Annotated in this window: 21 protein-coding genes; 5 read left to right on the top strand and 16 right to left on the bottom strand. The window is 66.6% G+C overall.

Annotated features, from left to right (window positions below; genetic code table 11):
- Nucleotides 1–1,075: 1,075 nt before the first annotated feature.
- Nucleotides 1,076–1,474, top strand: coding sequence for a hypothetical protein (locus IPI67_07785; protein ID MBK7580094.1), 399 nt, complete (start codon nt 1,076–1,078; stop codon nt 1,472–1,474).
- A 69-nt stretch (nt 1,475–1,543) separates the two neighbouring features.
- Here IPI67_07785 and IPI67_07780 read toward each other — a convergent pair whose 3' ends face one another.
- Nucleotides 1,544–1,759 (bottom strand): hypothetical protein, encoded by a 216-nt coding sequence (locus IPI67_07780; GenBank protein MBK7580093.1) that lies wholly within the window; start codon nt 1,757–1,759, stop codon nt 1,544–1,546.
- Nucleotides 1,760–1,940: 181 nt separating this feature from the next.
- Here IPI67_07780 and IPI67_07775 point away from each other — a divergent pair, with 181 nt between their 5' ends.
- Nucleotides 1,941–2,198 (top strand): hypothetical protein, encoded by a 258-nt coding sequence (locus IPI67_07775; GenBank protein MBK7580092.1) that lies wholly within the window; start codon nt 1,941–1,943, stop codon nt 2,196–2,198.
- A 101-nt stretch (nt 2,199–2,299) separates the two neighbouring features.
- On the opposite strand, the gene IPI67_07770 is transcribed toward IPI67_07775, so the two are convergent.
- The 8 genes from IPI67_07770 to IPI67_07735 form a co-directional block, all read right to left on the bottom strand.
- Nucleotides 2,300–2,467: a hypothetical protein gene (locus IPI67_07770; GenBank protein MBK7580091.1), complete on the bottom strand. Its 168-nt coding sequence runs from the start codon at nt 2,465–2,467 to the stop codon at nt 2,300–2,302.
- Between the two features lie 734 nt (nt 2,468–3,201).
- Nucleotides 3,202–3,789 carry an HNH endonuclease gene (locus IPI67_07765; protein MBK7580090.1) on the bottom strand — a complete coding sequence of 196 codons (588 nt, stop codon included), beginning with the start codon at nt 3,787–3,789 and terminating at the stop codon, nt 3,202–3,204.
- Between the two features lie 77 nt (nt 3,790–3,866).
- Nucleotides 3,867–4,031 (bottom strand): hypothetical protein, encoded by a 165-nt coding sequence (locus IPI67_07760; protein ID MBK7580089.1) that lies wholly within the window; start codon nt 4,029–4,031, stop codon nt 3,867–3,869.
- Nucleotides 4,032–4,114: 83 nt separating this feature from the next.
- Nucleotides 4,115–4,549 carry a hypothetical protein gene (locus IPI67_07755; protein ID MBK7580088.1) on the bottom strand — a complete coding sequence of 145 codons (435 nt, stop codon included), beginning with the start codon at nt 4,547–4,549 and terminating at the stop codon, nt 4,115–4,117.
- A 195-nt stretch (nt 4,550–4,744) separates the two neighbouring features.
- A complete protein-coding gene (locus IPI67_07750; protein ID MBK7580087.1) occupies nt 4,745–6,124 on the bottom strand; it encodes a tyrosine-type recombinase/integrase in 1,380 nt (459 codons plus the stop codon).
- Nucleotides 6,125–6,133: 9 nt separating this feature from the next.
- Entirely contained in the window at nt 6,134–7,180 is a 1,047-nt protein-coding gene (locus IPI67_07745) for a tyrosine-type recombinase/integrase (protein ID MBK7580086.1), read from the bottom strand.
- Nucleotides 7,177–7,494 (bottom strand): hypothetical protein, encoded by a 318-nt coding sequence (locus IPI67_07740; GenBank protein MBK7580085.1) that lies wholly within the window; start codon nt 7,492–7,494, stop codon nt 7,177–7,179. Before IPI67_07740 ends, IPI67_07745 begins: the two co-directional genes overlap by 4 nt.
- Nucleotides 7,494–7,868 (bottom strand): hypothetical protein, encoded by a 375-nt coding sequence (locus IPI67_07735; protein ID MBK7580084.1) that lies wholly within the window; start codon nt 7,866–7,868, stop codon nt 7,494–7,496. Before IPI67_07735 ends, IPI67_07740 begins: the two co-directional genes overlap by 1 nt.
- Nucleotides 7,869–8,880: 1,012 nt before the next feature.
- On the opposite strand from IPI67_07735, the gene IPI67_07730 reads away from it, so the two are divergent.
- Entirely contained in the window at nt 8,881–9,723 is an 843-nt protein-coding gene (locus IPI67_07730; protein MBK7580083.1) for a hypothetical protein, read from the top strand.
- Nucleotides 9,724–9,733: 10 nt separating this feature from the next.
- Here the strand turns inward: IPI67_07730 and IPI67_07725 are convergent, their stop codons facing one another.
- The 5 genes from IPI67_07725 to IPI67_07705 all read right to left on the bottom strand — a co-directional run bounded on the left by IPI67_07725 (nt 9,734) and on the right by IPI67_07705 (nt 11,809).
- A complete protein-coding gene (locus tag IPI67_07725; GenBank protein MBK7580082.1) occupies nt 9,734–10,087 on the bottom strand; it encodes a hypothetical protein in 354 nt (117 codons plus the stop codon).
- A 228-nt stretch (nt 10,088–10,315) separates the two neighbouring features.
- On the bottom strand, nt 10,316–10,528 hold the full coding sequence (locus IPI67_07720; protein MBK7580081.1) for a hypothetical protein: 213 nt from the start codon (nt 10,526–10,528) through the stop codon (nt 10,316–10,318).
- A gap of 146 nt (nt 10,529–10,674) precedes the next feature.
- Nucleotides 10,675–11,223: a hypothetical protein gene (locus IPI67_07715; protein MBK7580080.1), complete on the bottom strand. Its 549-nt coding sequence runs from the start codon at nt 11,221–11,223 to the stop codon at nt 10,675–10,677.
- Nucleotides 11,205–11,501: a hypothetical protein gene (locus tag IPI67_07710; protein MBK7580079.1), complete on the bottom strand. Its 297-nt coding sequence runs from the start codon at nt 11,499–11,501 to the stop codon at nt 11,205–11,207. Before IPI67_07710 ends, IPI67_07715 begins: the two co-directional genes overlap by 19 nt.
- 125 nt (nt 11,502–11,626) lie before the next feature.
- Entirely contained in the window at nt 11,627–11,809 is a 183-nt protein-coding gene (locus IPI67_07705) for a hypothetical protein (GenBank protein ID MBK7580078.1), read from the bottom strand.
- A 104-nt stretch (nt 11,810–11,913) separates the two neighbouring features.
- On the opposite strand from IPI67_07705, the gene IPI67_07700 reads away from it, so the two are divergent.
- Both IPI67_07700 and IPI67_07695 read left to right on the top strand, forming a co-directional pair.
- Nucleotides 11,914–12,069: a hypothetical protein gene (locus tag IPI67_07700; protein MBK7580077.1), complete on the top strand. Its 156-nt coding sequence runs from the start codon at nt 11,914–11,916 to the stop codon at nt 12,067–12,069.
- 556 nt (nt 12,070–12,625) lie between these two features.
- The gene (locus tag IPI67_07695) at nt 12,626–13,063 is read left to right on the top strand and encodes a hypothetical protein (GenBank protein ID MBK7580076.1); all 438 of its coding nucleotides are present in this window, start codon (nt 12,626–12,628) and stop codon (nt 13,061–13,063) included.
- Nucleotides 13,064–13,953: 890 nt separating this feature from the next.
- Here IPI67_07695 and IPI67_07690 read toward each other — a convergent pair.
- Both IPI67_07690 and IPI67_07685 read right to left on the bottom strand, forming a co-directional pair.
- Nucleotides 13,954–14,154 (bottom strand): diguanylate cyclase, encoded by a 201-nt coding sequence (locus IPI67_07690; GenBank protein ID MBK7580075.1) that lies wholly within the window; start codon nt 14,152–14,154, stop codon nt 13,954–13,956.
- Nucleotides 14,105–14,389 carry a GGDEF domain-containing protein gene (locus IPI67_07685; GenBank protein ID MBK7580074.1) on the bottom strand — a complete coding sequence of 95 codons (285 nt, stop codon included), beginning with the start codon at nt 14,387–14,389 and terminating at the stop codon, nt 14,105–14,107. The genes IPI67_07690 and IPI67_07685 overlap by 50 nt, the downstream gene beginning before the upstream one ends.
- Nucleotides 14,390–15,557: the final 1,168 nt, after the last annotated feature.

Below are 15,557 nucleotides of genomic sequence, written 5' to 3'. Positions count from 1 at the left end.
AACCCAGCTCGAACTCCGCCGCCGCTCTGCCCGTGGTTCGTCCGCGTGCGCCGCCCGAGGAAAGTGTCAGGGCCAGGACGGACCAAAAACGACCCGAAGCAGAGCGCTCTGTGCCGTCGCAGGCTGCCGAGGGTCATGAAGGGCCGCACCTCGGTGAGCGTCGGTCTCGGGGCGTTGCTCGGGGATCAGGGTGCGCGCTGTTGGTCGATCTACCCGGGCAGCGGCTCCGTGAACACGGGCGGTGCTGCCTCGGGCGGGGCCCGCATCGGTGGGGCCGCGTCGGGCGGAAGTGCAGGAACAGGCGCAGGGTGCAAGGTCGCCTGCCCCCCGCGCCCCGACTGCGACGACGACGGTGCCAAGAGTGAGTCTTGTGCCGGCACGGACTGCGCTGACGATGACTCGGAAGTGCATCAGGTCAATCGGCCTACATGCTCGCCCGAGCAGAATCCCAAGATCGGTTTCGATTTCGACTGCTCCGGTTCTGCCGATCGTGGAGTTCACCACGCCGCTCGAGTGCGTAGGACTCTCGCTGACCAAGTGCAACTCCGTCTCGCAGGGGTTTCGGATCACTGCCCGAGTGTGGCCAGCAGGGCGAATGGGGGGACTTGCAAAGCGGGTAGCGTGGTCTGCGGAAGGACGTGCTGCAGATGAAGACGATGGCGTGCAAGTGAGCGACCGTCTCTCGCTGGCGCCATCCGACCGCCAGTGAGTTTCGGGCCAGGCGACGAGCTCGAGGGCGAAGCTCGAGTGACCGTGTGTCAGCAGACATGTCAGACACCGGGGCGAGCACAAACAGCTTGCAACTGGCTGGTCTCTCCGCGCGAGGGGTGTCGGTGGCATACGGCGAAGCGCGCGATCTCAGGAGCAAGACGTCCTGGAACGAGGCTGCAAGTGCGTCCACTCGGAGGCTCTGCTCATGCCGCTTCGCTGCCCGTCTCGTGGTTCGTCATCGTGGTTCGCCGGTCGGATAGCCGGCGCACTCTTCACCTTCTGTGCTGGGCGCTGACTCCGGCCTGCGCCGTCGAGGCGCTCGACGAACAGGCGTTCGACGCCGAACCAATCGACACGGAGAGGATTGGCCGTCGGAGTCGGCTGCGACACGAAGCTCGTCAACTTCCAGCTCGCGGGCAGCTCCCATCAGGTGCACGAAGTCCGGAGCGACTACACCTGGCACAAAGGTCAACCCGTGCCTCGAGCAGCTGCAAGGCGCCGCTGGGAAGGACGGCCCCGCGAGCGCGTCCGCCGACCTGCTCTACCAGCAGACGCTGTACCTGCTGTCGAATCCCAATGTCCGCTTCTACAAGCAGGCAAGACCGACTACCTGAAGCTGAACCACGTGGTGAATGGTAAGGAAAAGCTGGACCTCTCGAAGTTCAACCGCCTGGTCTACTGGAACGAAAAGCACATCGCGTACGACTCCATGTCGCAGGTCGACTTCGGGCTGCGCATGCTGCGATTTACCGCCTGTTCCTGAAACAGGAGGGCAAGCTCAGCGAGCGCGGGCGCGTGTTCCGTGAGCTCGGACTCGCTGCGCTCGGTGTGATCACCGACCCATCGCGGACGGTGGGCTGCGCAGCCGGAGTGAGTGTGCACACTGGAAGGGCAAGGCGTGCGCCTGGTTCCACTCGGTGACGCGACGGGACTTCGACGAGACGAACGCGGGCGCAACCTTGAACAAGGCCTCCATCCCGTGCGCGACATGTACGAAGCCGCGCAAGTGCTCGCCGAGGTCGATGCCCTCGACACGACGACATCCCATTCGTCCCGCATCGACGCGCTGCGCCAGGCGTCGTTCGAAGGGACCTACCAGCTGGTGTACGGCAAGGGCGACGGGAAGGGCTCAGCGCCCAACCTGTTCGACTTCATCGCGACGACCCCGAAACCGATCCAGAGGGCTGGCTCTACTACGGCTTCAACCCGGAGCTCGGCAAGCGCATTTCTTGGGCAACAAGGGCAACGACTGGAAGAACTGCGGCTACCACATGCACGTGATGCAGCTGCTCTCGGCCATCTTGCCCCGGCTACCCCAGAGCGAACGCGCCGGATTCACGAAGGTCCGAGCGTCGCTTGGAGTGTCGGTCGTCGACTTCATCGTCAGCGCCTACCAGGTGAAAGCCGGTGAGGTCTGGGCAGCGGCTCCAAGACCCAGACCAACGGAGCGTTCGGCAGCTGCGGCGAGAAGGCGAAGACGCCGCTGAGCCCGGCGGTCATCAGCGCGCTCAGCGGTCTGTGAGACCGCCAAGGAGAATCGGACGGGGCTACGGTACCGTCCAGCTTGTCTCCACGCTCAGCTTGCCGGTCAGATGTGTGGGATGTCGCCACCGTCGAACAGCGCCTTGGTCGGGCCGTCCAGGTTTGGACGCCGGCCTCCCAACGCCGGATGGAGTTTTCGTAGGTCCAGCGCAGCGCCACCGCCCGCCTCGAAGCCAGGCAGACGCTCGGTGGCGGTGCCCGCGCCGGGTTTCATCGGATCGAGACTGAAGGTCTGCGTGAAGGTCTTCTTCTCGCCGGGGCGAGCAGCGGAAAGTCATTTTTCGGTGACCACGTAACCGTGCGGGCGAGGCTCCGGAATCAAGAGGTCGTGCCGCTCGGCGCTCGCATCACGATCCCACTGATGCCCCAGCGAAAGGCGTCGGGCGTGGGCAGGTAGATGCGCAGCGCTCCGCCGTCAGATTCCTGAAATGGAGGCGCGCCGTCCGCATCGGGATGCGATCCATTTCCACTTCGTCCGTGATCTCGAGCTGAACTTGAAGCCGTGAGTCGCTTGCGGCAGCGAGCGGCTGTGTGTGCTTTTCGGCGCTCATGGCGGTCTCCTGGGGCGCATCGACATGGCTCGGTTTGGCGCTGCGGCAACCGGCGATCACGAGGGGCAGGAGGGCGAGCAGCGGGCTCGCCCGCAGCGAGAAGGCGTGATGGCACGACGGTCCATGGTCTTCACCCAAACGTCCCCGAAGCTCTCCCCGGCAGGCCGCCGACCAAGGCTACCTCCAATCCGGACCCGAGGTGAGCAGGGCTGTGCTTCCTGGTAGTCTCGATCGGTTCTTCCCAGGCCGCGCGCGATCGTCCACCGTCAGCTCGGAGCGGCGGCCCGAGCCGAGGCGGGGGAAGGGCTTGCCGGCCGCCTAGGGCGCACGCGCCTCGCCTCGCCGATGCGTTTCTGCAGCATGCCGATGAGCCTCTGCTCGATGCGTCCCCTTCGAGTCATGATGCGCTCCTCTCTCGCTCGCATTCGTGCCCACGACGCTGCCGCTGCCGAGACCACGAGCACCTGCCGGCACGCCTTTGTGGGGTGTGCCCGGACTGTCTCAGGGCGTGAGCGCGGCGATCGCGGCGCGAAGCAGGGGTTCGGCCGAGGCTCGACCCCGCGCAGTCGCACCTGCTCGACGGCTTGCCGAGCCTGGGCCCGCTTGAACCCCGAGAGCACCAGCGCCGAGCGCACCTTCTCGAACACCTCGAGCTCGGCGCGGCCGCGACCGCAGGCGGCGGCACCGGCGGCGTTGGCGACGCGGACTGCACCTCAGGCGTGCGGTTCGCTTCGCGGCGAGCTCGAGCCCCCGCGATCTCGTTCTGGATGTGCTCTTCGCCGAACACCTGTCGCGCTCGGTACGAGTTGTGAGCCGAGCAGAGCAGGCAGCAGTTGTCCACGGTGGTCGGCCCGCCCTTCGCGAAGGGAACGATGTGCTCGATGGTCAGGAAACGGGTCTCTGAGCATCTGCGACCGGCAGCATCGGTGAAGGTGCACCGGTCAGCGTCCCGCTCCCGCACCTCCCGCTGGACATCGACGGGCACGTGCCGTGAGCCCGGCTTCGTCTCGCGACGCTTGCGCGGCTTGCCCGCGCCCGAGCGACGCTGGATCGCGTCCGCGATCAGCAGGTCCAGGCCGAGCTCGAGGAGCGTCGCCAGGTCGCCGCTGGGGATCCGTGGCTGAGCAGGTTGCGGGCTTGCTCGAGCTTGTCGCGAAACGCGGTCCGAGCGGTGAGCTCCAATCGCACACTCTCCGGCGAGAGGGGCTTGAGACGAGCACGATTCATCGAGGGCCGAGGCGCTGGCACGGAGTTACCTGCCCCGGACACTGTTGGTAACTCCGTCTGCGCGGGCTCGGGCGCCATCGTGGTCAAGGTGGTCGGCACATCCGGCTGCGGAGACCAGCGGGCGATGAGCTCTTCGAGCTGACGCTTCGACTTCCCACGCGCTTCGGCCAGGAGCTGCTCGACGTTGTCCCCGTGAGGTGCCTGGAGAGGAGGAACAGCCCGGTCAGGTGCACCTCACCCGACGCGAGCTCGTCGAGGATCTGAGGAAAGCGCTGTGCCAGGCGGGCAACGCGCACGCGCTTGTTGGCTCCGTCCTCGGAGTACCCCAGGCGCTCCACGCAGTAAGCGAAGAGTGAGGAACACGCGTCCTCGAGATAGAGCTTACGGCGGTCGAGCTCCGCCAGGTGGAAGACGACGTCCGTCGATGCGGCGCGCTCGGTGCTGACGGCAGCCGAGAGGCGTTCGCGGAGGTCGAGATCGGAGACCGAAGAGAGAGAGGCATGCTTTCCGCATACCACGCGATTTTTCGCCCTCACCGCTGCCACCAGGCGCGACGCTCACGACGTGGAACGCTTCGAACGTCACCGCGACGCGCAAAGCGCGCACAGCGCGCATCCTCGTGGCAGGGCGTGAGGGTTTCCTCGTGACTCGTCGCTCGCGCGCGCTGCGTGCTCGAAAACCCGTCAATTAACCGGCCAATGGTGCCGCGCTGCTCAGCGGGGAGATTTGCGAAGCAGTCTGCGAAGATCGGCTTGCAGTCGGCGAGCACGCCGAACGAGCAAGCGTGCGGCGTGGCGATCGAGTGCGTCGTCTTGGGTGCGTTTCTGGATGTATCGAGCGACCTCGGACAGCGACTTCATCGGGTCGAGAGGGGAAGGTGCGCTCGGCGCCTGGGGGAGAACGGTTGGGTAACGCTCGGCAATTCGCTCGAGTGCCGCGGCAAACTCGGAATGGACGGTGGAGCCGCTGATCTCGGCGTACCGCAGAGTCATGCGGTAGTCGGTATGACCGAGCAGCCTCATCACGGAGGGAAGGCTCATTCCGGCAGCCAGGAGCGAGGTCGCATAGGTGTGGCGGAGCCGATGAGTCGTCATGGACTCAGCGAACACGAGTCCGCGGCAGGCTTTGCAAAGGGCTTCTCGATAGAGCTCGTAGCGGGTTTTGTGACCTGTGGCGGTGGCGAGCAGCCAGGAGCGTTTGCGGGGACCCAACCGCCGCAGTTTTGCGATGAGCTTGACGGTGGAAGGGTCGAGCGGAACGAGCCGCTCGGTGGCGAGCTTGCCGAGAGGGACCTTGAGCAAGGTGTTGCCGCTGTGGTCCGAGCGGGTGCATTGGTACGGCAAAGCGATCAGCTCGCCGATGCGAAGCCCGGTGCATCGCATCAGGAGCAAGCCGAGCTGGTAGATGCAGCCGGACTTCTTGAGCCGGCGCTGGAGCACGAGATCGATGTCCGGCGCGACCGGACGCGGGAGGTAGTTCGGTAGCTTCGGGAGGTCACTGCTACGAATCAGGGTGTTGGCAGGCACGGAGAGCAGGCGTTGCTCCTCGAGCCACTCGAGATATGCGCGCACGTTTTGGATCGCGTTGACTCGGGTGCAGGCAGCCAAACCGCGAGCATGCAGCCACGCGAGCCACGATTCGAGATGGCAACGCTGCAGGCAGACGACGGACACGTGGTTGGCATTGAGCCAGATGTGGAGCTGCCGGAGGTGGGTTTGATAGCTGCGCACGCACTGAAGACTGTGCGTGGGCTTGAGCAATTCGAGAAACCGGCTGGCAGACGGAGGCAGCGGGAAATTCGAACGCGGCCAAGCGCACCGAGGGTCGAAGCCGAGAAGACCCCGTGCATGGAGCCACTCGAAATACATCAGGGCCACACGACGCCGTCGGGTGCGCGCATGCTCGGGAACGGATGCCTTCGCCAACTGCTGAAGGAATCGGTCGATTTCCGAGCGGTCGAGCTGCAGGAGCGGCCTGTAACTGGCCTTCAACCAGCCATGAAACTGGCTCAGAACGACACCCGCGCTCGGCTTGCTCTGCAAGAACTCGAGCGCGAAGGGCGGCAGATGGGCGAAGGGGTTGCGACGCGCCATGGTGCAATCTCATCGCCGATAACGGCCGGCGATTTTCTTGAGCGCACGGCGGAATTCGTCGGCCACGTCCGCCATGGACAGCCGGACGTACTGCAGAGTCGTTTTCAGGTCGGCGTGGCCCATCATCTGTTGCAGAACCGGCAAACGTACTCCGGCGCGCGCCATGTCGGCGCCGAACGTGTGTCGAAAGCGATGAGGGTTGGCGATGGCGAGGATCCGACGGCGACGCCGATGCCGAAACAGGCTCCTGAGTCCAGCCGGCGTCATGGGCCATCCGCGGTGTTTACCCTGCAAGACGACGAACAGTCGGGGCTTGTTGCACTGCCTTGGTCTTTCGAGCTCGAGATACTGACGCAGCGTGCGTGCGAGCACCTGCGGCAGGGGCAGCGCGCGATCGCGCTCGCCTTTGCCGCGAACCCGAACGCGGTTGTCGCCGAAGATGACGTCACCGAGCTCGAGCCCGAGCACCTCGTGCGAGCGAAGCCCGCACAGGAGCATGAAATGGGCGATGGCCAAGTCCCTGTAGCGCGTGAGGCTGCGAAGGAAGGCTCGCACCTGCTCGGGTGTGAGGGGCTCGACGAGCTTGCGCGGCTCCGTGACGCGCAGCTTGAGCACTCCGCGCCGCCTGAGCCGGTGAAGGCCGAGATCATGATCACGGCCAGGTCCCTTGTAGTGCGCAGCGGGCAGGCTCACGCGAGGGCCGACGCCAAGCTCTCGATTCATCCAGAAGCGGAACAGGAGCCGGGTTGTCGTCAGCCGCCGATTGATCGACCGTGGCTCCGCACCGGCTTCGCGCTGAGCTGCGATGAAGCCCAACAAGTCCTGCGCTTCCAGCTGCTGGAGGGCTCGGCCGCCAGCGCGCATCCATCGATAGAGCAGCAGTAGATCGAATGCGTACGCCCGAACCGTGCGTGGCGATAGCCCGCGGACCTGCAGCGCCGAGAGGAACTCGTTGGCCTCAGCAATCGTGCCGTTGTCGTCGACCAGCGTATGACCGATGGCCGAGCGCGCTACGCGCAGACCCGTGTCGGCGCTGCTTCGCGAGCCACTGGTCATGGGATTGCACGTCGCTGATGAGCTCGGATGCCGTGGCGCACGGTCGTGTGGTCGCGACGGAACAGCGATGCAATCTCGAGAAGGCTGTAGTGGCGATCGAACTGATTGCGGATCAGCCACCAGAGCTCCTGGCGCGCCCGGGACACGCTTGAGGTCCGCGCTCGGCCGCAGAGCTCCTCCCGAACGACACCACGACGACGGCAGACCTCGTCGAGCAGTGGCGTGAGATTTCGCATCTCGAGCGCTGCGAGCACGGCCGCGGCGTGGCCCGCGCCGTGAGCGGCGCCGGACTCTCCGGAGGTGCACTCGGTCATCAAGGCACTCCAAAGAGCAGCAGCTGCCTCAAGTCACAGAAGTCGTCGACACCGGAGAGATCACGATGACGGCGGCGAACGCGACCGGGGGGCGGGACCCATTCCACGGTGTACGGCGCCGCCCCGCCGTCGTCCGCTCGAATCCCGTCGTAGGCTGACAAGTCCGCTTCGACGCCCCGCTCTTCCGCAGCGAGCGCAACGCGCACCGACTGCCCCTGCCACAGCGCCAGCGCCTCCAGCAACAGCGGCAACGCCCGCGGGTGGGTTGGCGGGCGCAGCAACCGGGCCTTGAGAATCGTCTCCCTCGGGCCGGCCATCGCGAGCACGCGCATCTCCCTCGGCCCAGGTGCAACGCCCATCCAGATCGAGCTCATCGGTCGATTCCTGCTCCGAGCTCGAGGCCGCCACGATGACGGCTATCTCGGCTACGAGCGGGGCGACGCTCTCACGATGGCCAACTTCTCGAGCCGTGCTGTGCGTTACATTCTTCTTCTGCTCACGCCAGCGGGCCACTCGTGCCGCCGTCGTGCGGTGCCCCAGGCGGCTGGTGCGGTAACGGCGCTGGGAGGCTTCCCGCGACATCCGCCGACAGGTTTCGCCGCAGAACAGCCTGCCGAAGTTGCAGGCCGGGCAAACGTCGAGCACGTTGTGGCACTCATCGCGAGAGCACTCCACCTGCTGAAGAACGACCACCGCTGCGAATGCAGAAAGCTGGCCGCAGCAAGGGATGGCATGCGAAGGTAGCGCCGTCGAACGCGACCACCGCGACGACCCGAGGGCTCGGAGTGATTGTCCGGGCCCTCTTACTTTCTTCCGCCGCGATCATCGCGATCCAATCCGGCACGGGCCAACTCGGCGGCAATCCGAGATTGGCCGGTTAGATCTCAAGAAGAATGTGAATCGAATCGTCGCGCGACCGCTCTTTTCAAGCACGCGCTTCGCCACGGCGCAGAGCTCGGAACCACGCCGCTCGCACCCCTCGAACAAAGAGGGGTGCAAGGATTGCCCTCGGTGGTCTTGGCAGCGGCAGCGTCCTCGAGCTCGCGCGCTCGCGCGGAGTGCGAACCGCTGGCGGTTCCACGCATGCGCCGGCAGTGCGCGACGCACACGGTAACGACGCGCGGTCGCTCGCATGCGCTGACGGCACCCGGCGCGCTCACGCCAGCACGCCGCTCTCCTCGCGGCCCGCGCACCCCTATCCCTGCGCCGCGGGGGACCGGCTTCTCTCTCTCCTTGCTCTCTTCTCGCGGCCGCTGGCTTCGTCGACCGCTCGGTCGCCGGCCCATCCCCTCGGCCCGACTGCCAATCGACATGCCTCCTGGTAGAGTTCGCCGGACCGCCGGACCACGACCGAGGCACAGCCCGGCACACGATAGGATGAATCGCATGAGCTCCACGACGACGCGCTTCCTGGGCGCCGCGGCGTTGGTTCTTCTTGGCTCGAGCGCCTGTGGCTCCACCAGCAGCGACAGCGACGCGACGGGCGGCGCGGCAAGCAGCGGCGGCGCGGGCGGCGGCGGCGGGACCGGCGGCGCTTCCGAGCCCGCGCTCTGCGACGGAAGCGCCAGCATTCGTTTCTCGGCGACGCTCGGCGGCGGCATGGTGATGCCGTCCTACGTCTTCCACCAACCCCTATGGTTGGAGCTTCTTCTACGTGACCGGCGGCTGCGAGTACTTCCTGGGCGGGAGCGTGCAGGACGGGGTGAAGAGCGGAAAGTTGGACCCCCGCGCGCGCGCAAGAGCTCGCAACCGCGGTCCATCGGAGCAACATCCCCAGTTACTCGAGCTGGCTGGACATGGGCTGCCCAGACGCCGGCAACGTGGCCATCAGCGACGGTACGAGCTCGGCGTATTGCAGCTGCGGTTGTGATCCAGATGCACCCAAAGGACTGGAGTCCGCCATCGACGCCGCATCCAGTGGAAGAAAAACTGTGGAACGAAGGCTCGCCCCTCGATGGACCGGTCGCCGCAGCCGCTCAGACGAAGGAAGTCACGGCGCAGCCGGCCAAAGCCTGGCCTCTCAGCTGGCCCATCACCGACCTACCCTTGCCCAACGAGCCGGGGGGCAAGGTCGTCACGGACGCGGGTGACGCGGCGAAGCTCCGGGGTTTGCGCGAAGGCTCGACGTTCGAAGGTGTGCTGATCGACGTCGGCGGTTTGCGCTACGAGCTATTCGTGCGCGACGAGTTCCCCGACGCCGTGAAGACCGCCATCGCAGCTTCGAAGTAGCAGCCCACACTCACTTCCCCCCGAGCTGCTCCAGCTTGCCGGGTTTGCCGTCTTCGTCCCAGTGCTGCCAGGCGCCGACCGCTTTCCCATCGCGGTACTCGCCTTCCATTTCACGCCGGCCGCTCGAATAAAAGAAGGTCGCGCGCCCGTGCGGTGTGCCATCCGCACGGCTGCACAAGATCACGGGATCTCCTTCTTCGGACGGATCCTTGTTGAGCGTCGAGCCCTCCGGGCAAGCCGCCTCGCCCGCCTCCCACCAGTTCTGCTCCGGCACGGGTGCAGCGGCTGCGGCGCGCGGCGGCGCGCCGCGCGGAAGCTCCTCACACAACCCCGACTTGCGATTGCAATAGCGGCCGGGGTGCACTGCGCCCAGCAGCCGCCCGTCGTTGCGCGATACACTCCCGCCGTGACCAGCGCCGCCCCGGTCACCACCGCGGCGTCCCGCGTCCGGTTCGGCTTGGAGCCGCAGCCTGCGGTCAGACCCAGAGCCAACCCAACCATGACGAGCCGCGCGAGCAGCGAAGGACTCTTGTTGCCGGCGCTGAGCATGGGGTCCGGGCGAAGCCCTGGCGCAGTGGTCGAGAGGGTCACCTCACAACAACAACCAAAGCGCGACGACCCCGCCAATGACCACGAGCATCACGACTGGCACCAGGAATGCCACCGCCGTGATCCAGCCCGCCCGTTTGATGGCGTGGCCCACCTGATCTTGCTGAAACTGCTGGAACTGCTGGAAACCCGGCGACATGGGCGCGCCAAAACCGTAGCCGATCTGCGGCACCTGGCCCGGCGGTAGGCCGGGCACTGCCGCGGATCCGGTCGTCGAGCACCTTGTTCACCAGCGCCGCGTGTTCGGCGGCGCGCGCGGGTGTTTGAGTACGTTCTTGCAGTACGGACAGTTCGGCCGCGTCATGTCGTCGAGCGACAAGGTCGCGCCGCAGGTCTCGCAGTTCACGCCTTGCTCACGGCGTTGGACGGCACCCACTGCTGCGAGCCGTTGTCGAACTGCACCAGGTACTGGTTCGGGGCCGCTTGCATCACGGACGCCGCGTAGTGCTGACCGTCAGACCACGCGACCTTCACCTTGGAGCCGGCGACGATGCCGCCGGTCATGAACGACGCGGCTTGCTTCGAGGCCGAACCCAGCGGGTTCTGCATGATCGACGCGGCGGCGGCCTGCGACTGCTGGTAGGCGGGGTTCATCATCGCGGCCTGCACCGGATCCATCATCGCCTGCTGCTGCAGAGCTTGTGCGTTCGGCGCCGCCATGGCCCCTGCGCTCGTGTCGCGGGTCACCTGAACCTGGCGCGGGCCGCCCCCACCGCGAATGCGGGTCTCTTCTTGCGTGACGAAGTTGTGATGCCCGGCGTACTGCATCATGTTCGCCGACATCTGCCCGGTCCAGTAGCCACCGGCCTCGGTCCAATCACTCATCGAGACGCCCGCCGCCTGAATCGCGGCCTCGAAGCCGTAGATCTTGATCAGCGCGCTGACGTGCACGTAGTCGTCGTAGCTGCAGCGAGCGGCTCCGCCTTTCGCCGCGCGAGCGCCGCCTGATACATCGGCATGAACGCCGTGGCCACACGACCCATGAGGGACATGTCCTGCATGCGGGCGGTCCAGCCGGCCTTCGCAGCCTCGTAGTCCGCAACCGTGACTCCTTCGCCACGCAGCACCTCCTCGGTCTTCGCCTTGTCCTTGTCGAGACCGTCGAGCGCAGCGCCGAGATCTGCGTAACGTTCCAGCGAAATCCCATTGATGGGGGCGAACGGATCCATGCTCCCTCTCTTTCCGGGCGGAAGGGGGCCAGAACTCGCGCCCGGCGTAAAGAAAAACGAGAAAAACCCCGCCGCTGATTGCTCAGCCGCGGGGCTTTTTCATCGCTGGCCCGGTGGGGCGTTGCTCAGAGCGCCTTCTTCTTCGCGGCCTTCTTCTTCGCGCCCTTCTTCCCACCCTTGCTGAGCTTCGTTGCGCCGCCGGCCTTCTTGCCGTGTTTCTTTCCGGACGAGAGCGCCGCGCTCTTCTTGCCAGACTTCTTCTTGTGCTGCTTCGGCTCGCGTCGGCGCTGGCCACGGCCTTGCGCCACCCTTCTTGCCCGGCGAGCTGATCAGAACTCGACCGAGTCCTTCTTCGGCGGACCTTGTAGCCCGGGATGCCGTCCTGAACTGGAAGCTGATCTCGGCTCCGCTCGTGCCGTTGCGGGTCTTCACCCGCGCGATGCGATTGTCGCGCTTCACGATCCCGTTCGGTGACTCCATCACCTTCACCGGGAGCACCACCGTGAAACCGGTGGCGTTCACGGCGCCCTGGAGCTTCGTCGCCGCCTTGTCGAGGCGCAGCCGGTGAACGACCGGCTCCGAGAGAGAGTGCCGTGACCCCACGGCGCCGCGCTGCCTGCGCTTCCTTTGCCCTCCTCGTCGTCCGAATCACCGGAGTCACCGGAGCCGCCGAAAGCCTGGTCGTCGACCGCGGCTCCGCCGCCGCCTTCTCCTTGGCCTCGGCGCCCTTCGCGTCGTCCGCCTCGTCGCCTTCGTCGGCGGAGCCGGGGCCGAGCCGAGCGGCGCGGGTTCCATGGTCGCCATCGGCGTCGGGCCAAACAGCGGGACGTCCGCGTTGGCACCGGTCGAAGCGGGGGGCCGCGGTCGGGTCCGCGCCCCTTGGCCGGATCCGCGCGCCTTCTTCGGGTCGACGGGGTTGCCCTGCTCGTCGACCTTGATCACGTCGCCAGCGGCGACCGCGACCGCCGCGCACATCCTTCTTGCCCCTCGGCACCCGGCGGCGCCGTCGGCTTCTTCATGGCGATCACACCCACCGTGAGCAGAGCACTCCAACGGCGCTCAGCGCGGCGACCTTCTTCGCACGCTTCTTCTTGGCCGCCGGATCGAGCTCGACCTCCGCCGGCATGGCCTCGGCGGTACCCGACTGCGGACGCAGCTTCGCGACTGCCAGCCGACATCACACCGACGGCGGAGCCGCCGCGGTGGTGCGCCTGGGTGCGTTGCCCGTCTCTTCTGCCGAAGCTCCACCATTTTCGCGCCTGCCCTTTGAACAGCCTGCCGACGCTGGTCGCCGCCGCCCACCCAGCTTCGCCATCATCTTCCACCACGCTTTGCGGCGGCGCTGGCGTCGACCGCCTGTTCGCCACCTGCCGCGTATGGCCGCGGCCTTCCTCGTCCGATCCGGCCCCATCGACGAAGCCGTCGTCACCGAGCGGCGCGTCGTCATCCGTGTGGGCAGCGGCAGCCGTGAAGCCGCCGATGGCTCCAGCGTGACCGGCCACCTGGTCACCCTTCGAGTCGATCTGGCACTCGGCCTGGGTGTCGTCTGCGCCCTGTCGTAGCGCGTGCAGCGCCACGACCAATTGCGGGACCCGGGTCCGCGGGTCGATGACCACGTCCACGCCGTCGATCTGAGCACTGCGGCGCCCGCCCGCGCCGACGTCTGATCCCGGAGGCGCGCGCCCACCCTCAGGAACCTCCAGGTTCGATGCCACCTCGACCTGCTTCGAGCCGCCAGCTCGACAATACGCTTCATCGGTGAGCCGGGAAGGCCGTCGATGCAGGCGGGACTCGCACGCCGGTGCCGCCGGGGCTGGCCTCGTCGGGTTAGGAGGTGTCTCAGCCGCCCTTCGCTTCGGCGGTGTGCCGATCCCGCACAGCCCTTCCAGCGTTTCCACGCTGCCGCTCGAGGGCCAGGAACCCAACGCCGAACTCACCACCGCGGTCGGCCCCGCTTCGCCAGGCGACCTTTGCTTTCGACGACGATTCTCCTGACCACCGTTCTCGAAGCGACAGACCAATGGCGCGCCGACCTCGGGGCAAGGTACGCGGTGCGCAGATGCATCCCGCGACCGCTGACGTCGACGCTCTCGGCCTCGAACGCAGGGGGCTCCACCGACGTCGCGACCACAAACCGATTCAGCGCCTGCACGCGGCACACGCTGCAATCCGTTGGCGCGCCGTTCCTGTTCGTAGCTCATGCTGCTTCCCGTGAGCCCGCGCCCGAAATACGGAGCGGGGCCGCTTCGGGAGGTAGGGCCCCAGCCGACTTCCCGGCTAAGTTTCGGGGGCGAGAACTGGAAACGTTCACCCGGCAGCGGGTGCGACCCAGCCGCGAGCCGAGCGCGACTTCAGCCGATTTCGACGCGATTCCGGCCGCCAAGTTCTGGCCGCGTAGAGCGCCGCGTCTGCTGCAGCGAGCAGCTCTGCCCCGTTAGGAAACGCGCCGCCGTCATCGTTTCGGGTGATCCCCAGGCTGGCTGTCGCCGGGGATCCGTTTGGCTTCCCATTCGATGACCAGGGACTCCAACAGGGCGCGGGCGCCCTCACCGAACTGTCGGGCTTTCTCCGGAGTTATCCCCCGGAGGAGCACCACGAACTCCTCACCACCAAAGCGGGCGAAGACGTCCTCGACCCGCAGCGAACGGCTGATGCATCGAGGAGGCTTTCTTCAGCACGAAGTCGCCGGCGGGGTGACTGAAGCCGTCATTGATGCGCTTGAAGTAGTCGATGTCGATCGCGGCCAGGGTCAGGTCCGCCCCGTGCCGCTCGGCGTAGGCGAGCTCACTGGCCAGGCGTTCCTCGAGGTAACGGCGGTTGTGCGCCCGGGTCAGAGGATCCCGGAACCGTCGACTAGTACAGGTGCGCTGCGCTTCTTCTTCCAGCACGTCGAGTGGGGCGAACTGCTTTGACGACGTTGCGCCCTAGCCCCACCCGGTCGCCGTCCTTGAGCGCTTTCGGAGCCGAGAGGCGCTCGTCTCCCACGAAGGTGCCGTTGGTGTCGCTCCAGATCTTCGACGAAGGTGACCCTGTCTCTGCGAAACGCCCGCGCGGTGCCGGCGCGACAGACCGTCGTCCAACAAACGCCTGGCCGCCGTGTCGTCCCGCCCAAAAATAACCTCGCCGTTCTCGAGGGAGAAGATCCGACCGGGCTCCGGCTCGGCGAGCACGGTGAACACGCTGCGGTTCTTCGGCAGTGTCTCGTTGAAAACCGGCCCGAGCCCCGCCTGCTGAACCGTGGTCGAGGAGATCCTGGGCTGGCCCATGAGCCTGCGGCGATACGGGGGAGTCGGCGCCATCGGGAAGACTTGGACTTCCGACGGGCAAGGGTCAATATCCGCGCGCGATGGCGCTCATACGGTCGTGGTGCGCCCGGCGATTCGAAGTCGGCGCCTGCCAGCGGACCTTTTCGATGCGCCCCCGGATCGTGGTCGGTCGCGGGAGGGCTGCGATGTGCGCCTGCCGGACGCCAGCGTGAGCCACCGGTAATGCGCCGATCCAGCAGCGTGGAAGTGAGTACCTGATCGTCGACGAGGGCAGCACCAACGGCACCTTCGTCGGTCCGGGTGCGACTGTCGCGCCCCACTTCGCCGCGCGTGATCCGCTCCGGCGATACGTTGCGGGTCGGGCGCATCTGGCCGAGCCCGCGTCGAGCACATCGTGCCGACAGCAGCGGCGAACGTTGCCACCAAGGAGATCGCGCTCGGGCTCGTGGCCGAAGCGCTCGAGGCTCAGGGTGATCCTTCGGCGGTCCGTGTCTTCGTCACGGAGGGTCCGGACGCGGGCGTGAGGTGAGCATCCGTGAAGCCGGTCGGCCCTACGTGCTCGGTCGCGGCCAAGGTGTGGAGCTATCACTCGACGATCGGACGCTTCGCGCCGTCATGTCGAGATCACCAGCAAGGGTACCCAGCTTCTGCGGGAAGTGACCTCGGGAGCAAGAACGGCGCGTCGCTGGGCGGCAACAAGCTGGACGCAGGCAAGGGACGTGGTGTGGCCCACCGGAGTGCCACTTCAGGTTGGCACCAACGTGCTCAGCTACGAAGACCAGTGAGCGAG

This window comes from Myxococcales bacterium (assembly GCA_016706225.1).
In the GTDB taxonomy this organism is placed as follows: domain Bacteria; phylum Myxococcota_A; class Polyangia; order Polyangiales; family Polyangiaceae; genus JADJKB01.
Note: the sequence above shows the minus strand (reverse complement) of the source record. Positions and strands in the feature narration are given on the sequence as shown.